This window comes from Catenulispora pinisilvae, assembly GCF_015356865.1.
Lineage (GTDB): Bacteria > Actinomycetota > Actinomycetes > Streptomycetales > Catenulisporaceae > Catenulispora > Catenulispora pinisilvae.
The window spans coordinates 1-5,136 of sequence record NZ_JAAFZA010000411.1 but is presented as its reverse complement, the minus strand read 5'-3'; the positions used below and the strand labels follow the sequence as shown (position 1 = coordinate 5,136).

Annotated in this window: 4 protein-coding genes; 2 read left to right on the top strand and 2 right to left on the bottom strand. The window is 70.7% G+C overall.

Features of this window, described 5'->3' with window-relative positions:
• The first annotated feature begins 313 nt into the window (after positions 1 to 313).
• Positions 314 to 643 (top strand): hypothetical protein, encoded by a 330-nt coding sequence (locus IZR01_RS48000; RefSeq protein ID WP_194927757.1) that lies wholly within the window; start codon positions 314 to 316, stop codon positions 641 to 643.
• A 71-nt stretch (positions 644 to 714) separates the two neighbouring features.
• Here IZR01_RS48000 and IZR01_RS47995 read toward each other — a convergent pair whose 3' ends face one another.
• Positions 715 to 3,447 carry a tetratricopeptide repeat protein gene (locus IZR01_RS47995; protein ID WP_194927756.1) on the bottom strand — a complete coding sequence of 911 codons (2,733 nt, stop codon included), beginning with the start codon at positions 3,445 to 3,447 and terminating at the stop codon, positions 715 to 717.
• Between the two features lie 262 nt (positions 3,448 to 3,709).
• On the bottom strand, positions 3,710 to 4,717 hold the full coding sequence (locus tag IZR01_RS47990) for a GNAT family N-acetyltransferase (RefSeq protein ID WP_194927755.1): 1,008 nt from the start codon (positions 4,715 to 4,717) through the stop codon (positions 3,710 to 3,712).
• A 14-nt stretch (positions 4,718 to 4,731) separates the two neighbouring features.
• On the opposite strand from IZR01_RS47990, the gene IZR01_RS47985 reads away from it, so the two are divergent.
• Positions 4,732 to 4,977 (top strand): MmyB family transcriptional regulator, encoded by a 246-nt coding sequence (locus IZR01_RS47985; RefSeq protein WP_228561391.1) that lies wholly within the window; start codon positions 4,732 to 4,734, stop codon positions 4,975 to 4,977.
• Positions 4,978 to 5,136 lie beyond the last annotated feature (159 nt).

The following is a 5,136-nucleotide window of genomic DNA, read 5'->3' as shown; positions in this document are numbered from 1 at the left end:
GGGAAGGGCTGCGGGTGGGTCAAGGCGTGGTCCCTTTCTCCGGCGGCGGGCGCCTGGCCCGACCCTATACTCAACGCCACGTCAACCGCATGCGACCAGCTGAGCACCACTGGTATCCGACGTCCCCGGTGCGCGAGCGACTGCGGGAGGCACCGTGTTCGGGTCCGGCGCCGTCCGAGGTTGTCCGGCGTTGTCCGACCCGGGCCGCGAGCGGCGCCGCATATCGCAGACTCCTGAGAGCCACCACACCGGATCCAGACCGGGTGTTGGGGAGTACGGACCTCCATCCGCCTCATGGACAAGGGAGACATTCATGAAGAAGCTGTTCGCCGGGCTGCTCACCGCCGGCGCGCTGAGCATCACCGCCCTCGCGGCCGGTCCCGCGCAGGCCGCCACCAACGGCCACGAAGCCGAATTCTGGACCAGCACCTCGACCACCGTGACGATCTCGGGCAACAACCAGAACGGCGTGCCCGTCCAGCACTCGTGGAACGTCGGGGCGGAGACCGAGTTCAAGTCCTACGGCTACTGGTGGGTCGGCACCATCACGTACTACGGCAACCACTCGCACTCCAAGACCTGCTACATCCCGGTGTCGCACCCCGGCGACTTCACCTCCTGCACCGGACTCACCGCGAACTAGACCTCGCCTGAGCACCGAACACCGCGCGGCTGTGCCGTCCGCCCGTCCGGACGGCACAGCCGCTTTCGCCATCAGCCATGCGCCGCGAGTTGGGCGCGTGCGGGCCCGGCTTCGGGGACGCCGAGGCGTTCGAACAGGTCGGCGGCGGTGTCGAGGTGGGGCCAGGCTTCGGCGTCGCGGTTCAGGGCCCGGAGTGCGGCGCCGGTTCCCTGCTCGGCGCGCGCCTGCTCGTACGGGTTCGCCTCGATCGCCACGATCAGCGCCTGCCGGTGGTGGTCGAGGGCGGCGTCCGGTTCGCCGAGTGCGAGCAGGATCTCGCCGAGGCTGTTGTGGACCGCCGGTTCGTTGCCGGGTTGCCGGTACTCGCGGCAGATGGTCAGTGCCTGGCGGCAGCAGAACAGTGCGGCGGTGAGTTGGCCGCCGCTGAAGTGGATCATGCCGAGGGTGGTCAGCGCCGCGGTCTGCTCGTTGCGGTTGTCGGTCGCGCGTGCCAGCTCCAGTGCTTGTTTCACCTGTGCTTCGGCGGTGGCCCGGTAGCCGGCGCGGGCGTGGACGGCGGCCAGCGCGTCCAGGACGCTGGCCAGGGTATGGCGGTTGTTCAGCTCTTCGGCCAGGGCCCGGGCGCGGCCGAGGCAGGACAGGGCTTCGGCGGAATGCCCGAGGCGGTGGTGCAGGCGGCCGAGGTTGTTCAGGACCACGGCCTGCTCGATCTTCTCGCCGGCGGTGGCGCGGAATTCGAGGATCTCGCCGAACAGCTTGATTCCTTCCTCGTACTGCCCCATGTCGCTCTGGAGGAGTGCGAGATTGCCCAGGGCCACCAGTTCGAGGTGTTTCAGGTCCAGTTCGCGGGCCAGGTCGGTGGCCATGCGCATGTGCTGTGCCGCGCATTGCAGGCGCCGCAGCCGGTAGTTGGCGCCGCCGACGCCGTTGAGGGTCAGCGCCTCGCCGGGGCGGTCGCCGATTTCGCGGCGGATGAGCAGGGCCTGTTCGAAGCACTCAAGGGAGTCTTCGTAGCGAGCGGCGGAGTCGTGGGCGACGCCGAGGATGTGCAGGAGTTCGGCCTCGGCGAAGCGGTTGCCAAGGCGGCGGGCCGCCATCATGGCGTTGGCGGCGGTGTCGAACCAGTCGTCGAGGTAGCGGCGGGTGTAGAAGAACCTCCACATAGTCACGGCCAGGTGCCACGCGTGTTCAGACAACCTTCCCGGCGCGCCGTGCGCGCTATCTGGGCTTTGTATGCTTTGCACGCTTTGGGCCGCGTGCCGGACGGCGTCGACCAGTCCGGCACGCGAGGCCTCCAACCAGGCGCTGGCGTCGTGCACGCCGCTGAAGCGGGGCCCGACGACGGCCGGCACCGGGATCCGGCCCGGCAGCTCGCGTCGTTCCGGGGCGACGTGGTCCATGGCGGCACTCGCGGTGTGCAGGCGCCAGTCGGCCAAGGCTGTCAGGGCCGCCGTCCGGTCGGTCGCGTCGTCGGCGGCGAACGCGAGCTCGCGGGCGTAGTCCCGCAGCAGGTCGTGCATCCGGTAGCGGTCCGCCGGGCCGACGTCGAGCAGGTTGGCGTCGGCGAGGGTGTCGAGCAGGCGGCGGGCCGTGGCCGCGGACACACCGGCCAGGTTGGCGGCCGCGAAGACGTCGATGTCCGGGCCGGGACACACTCCCAGCAGCCGGAACAGGCGGGCGGCGGCGTTCGGCAGGACCCGGACCGACCAGGAGAACACCGCCCGGACGTCGGTCAGCGGGTCCCCGCCGGCCCCCAGGGTGTCCAGCCGCCCGGCCTCGTCGGCGAGTTCGGCGACGGTGCCGGCGAACGTGCCCGCGCGGCGCCGGCCGACACGCTCGGCCGCTACGCACAGCGCCAGCGGAAGGGCCGCGCACAGCCGGATCAGGTCGGCGGACGCCCGCGGTTCGCTGAGCACCCGGTGCCGGCCGAGCAGCCGCTCCAGCAGGCCCAGCGCCTCGGCGTCGGTGAGCCGTTCCAGGGCGACGCGGCGCGCGCCGTCCCGGGCGACCAGCCCGGCCAGGCTGTCGCGGCTGGTCACCACGGTCAGGCACCCGGCGGTGCCGGGCAGCAGCGGGCGGACCTGTTCGGCGGAGCGGGCGTTGTCCAGCACGACAAGCACGCGTTGGTCGGAGAGCAGCGTGCGGTACAGGGCGGCGCGGCCGTCCAGGTCGGCGGGCACGCTCTGGGCGCCGAGGGCCCGCAGTACTTGTTCGAGCGCGACTTCCGGGGACATGGGTTCGCCGGGGTCGTAGCCGCGGAGGTTGAGGTAGAGCTGGCCGTCGGCGAAGCGGTGGCGGACGGTGTGGGCCCAGTGGATCGCGAGGGTGGTCTTGCCGACGCCGGCGGTTCCGGCGATGACGGCTACGGCGACTGCTTCGGGGCTTTGGTCCGGGGAGCTGCCGGGCGCGGGGTCGAGTAAGCAGTCGAGTGGCCGGTCGAGTAGTCGGTTGAGTTCGGCCAGCTCTGATGTGCGGCCGGTGAAGGCGGCGGTGTCGGTGGGCAGTTGCTGCGGGCCGGAGCCAGAACCAGGGCCTTGGCCAGGGCGGGGACCGGAGCCAGTGCCCGGGACCAGGCTGCGGCTTTGGCTACCGCTCTGGCTGCCACTATGGCCTCGGCTGTTCTGCGGCGGTGGTTCGTGTTGCGCCTCGCAGGCCTGCTCCCACGCATCAGCCCACTGTCTGGCCTGCGCAGGTGTCGCCCCCAGCGCCAGCACCACGGCGTCGAGCATGTCCGGCGGCATGAGCGTGGCGCCTGACAGGTAGTCGGACAGCGTGCTGCGCGGAATTCCGGCGGCGGCTGACAACTCACGCAGCGAGACCCGCGCCCTTCCCGTGCCTCGGGCGGCCCGTTTCCGCCACCGGCCCAGCTCGTTCAGAAGTTCAGTCTTCGTTTGTGGTACGTCCACGCTCTCTCCGCCCCCCGGCGTCCAACCGTTTCCGGCCTATTCAGCATGCCAGGGGAACAAGCGTGGAAGCAGACTTCGACCCAAGTTTGGGACGGCCTGGCACCTTTTCGGCGAGCGGCAACAGGACTGACCAGGTCTGATCAGGCCTCGAGGGTGAAGCTCAGGCCTCGATGGTGAAGCGCACGTCGGTACGCGCGACCGTGTAGCCCGCCTTTTCGTACAGCCCGGCGGCACCGGTCGGGCTGGCGGAGTCGACTTGGAGGCTGGTCTGGTCGAACCCGGCGGCTTCGGCGGCGCGCTGGGCGTGGGCGATCAGGGCACCGGCCACGCCGCGTTTGCGGTAGGCGCGGCGGGTGCCGATCAGCAGGTAGTGCGCGTCGCGGATACCGGTGGCCTCGGTGTCCGCTTCCCAGAAGTGGGTCACGAGGATGCCCGCAGCGGTGCCCGTGGCCGTATCCGCCGTGTTGGCCGTGTCCGCCGCGGTGTCGCGAAGCAGGAAGCTGAGGTCGGGGCGGAAGGACTGCCAGCCGACCACCGTGCCGCGCCATTGTTCCGCGGGCATCTGCACCGCTCCCCAGTGGTCGAGGAACGCCTCGTTGCGGACGGCGTGGAACTCGGCTGCGTTCTCCGCCGAGTAGCCCTCGACGACGAACCCCTCGGGAATCGGCGCGCTGACGATGGCCTCGCCCAGCGGGTGCGTCATGTGGGAGTACCAGCGGATCGGGCTCATGCCCGCGGCGCGGTAGGCGGCCGTGGCGCCCACGTTCGTCTCAGTGGTCTGGACATCGATGGTGAGCTGGAGGTCCGGGTGGTGAATCGCGTGCAGATCCTTGGCGCTGGCGATCCCGGCGTCCAACAACCGCGCCCCGATCCCGCGCCGCCGGTAGGCCGGATGCACACCGCCCTGGAGCATCACCCGGTGCAGCCCGACGGCCAGCGGCCGGTGCATGGCCCAGGAGTACCCGACCATGGCATCGCCGTCGAACCCGGCAAGCGTGCCACGCTCCAGGTCGAGCCCCGGATCGCCGAGCTGCTCGGCGGCGTCCGCCTCGCTGTAGTACTCGCCGAAGTGGTCCTCGTCCTCGATCGCGTTGAACAACGCGGCGCATGCGGCGGCGTCGCCCGGAGCGACGGGGCGCCAGGTGAGGTGCGCGGGATCGGCGGTCATGGGCTGACCATAGGCTGCGGCGATGCTGCCGTCATATGGATTTCCGGGAGCTGTGGGCTCGCCATGATGTGCGCACCAGCACGGCCGGTGCGAAGGGCTTCCGGCATCCGGAGGTCGGCGTGATCAACCTGCTGTTCCATGCGATGCCGCTGGAGCACGGCCAGGTCCTCACCGTCCTGCACGCCCGGCCGGGCTCATCGGACGAGCAGTCCCTGGCCCTGCTCGCCACGATGATCGCGACCCGGCAGCAGCGCGGCTGAAAGGAAGCGGCCGGCAGCACCTAAGCGCATGCGGTGGCGCCCCGCATCGCCGAGCCCTCAACAGCGGCCCCGCGTCGCCGGGCACTCATCCCCGACAGCTCATCACCGGCAACAGCGCGCTGACCGGGAGCAACCAATCAGAACCCAGAGAACCCCGAC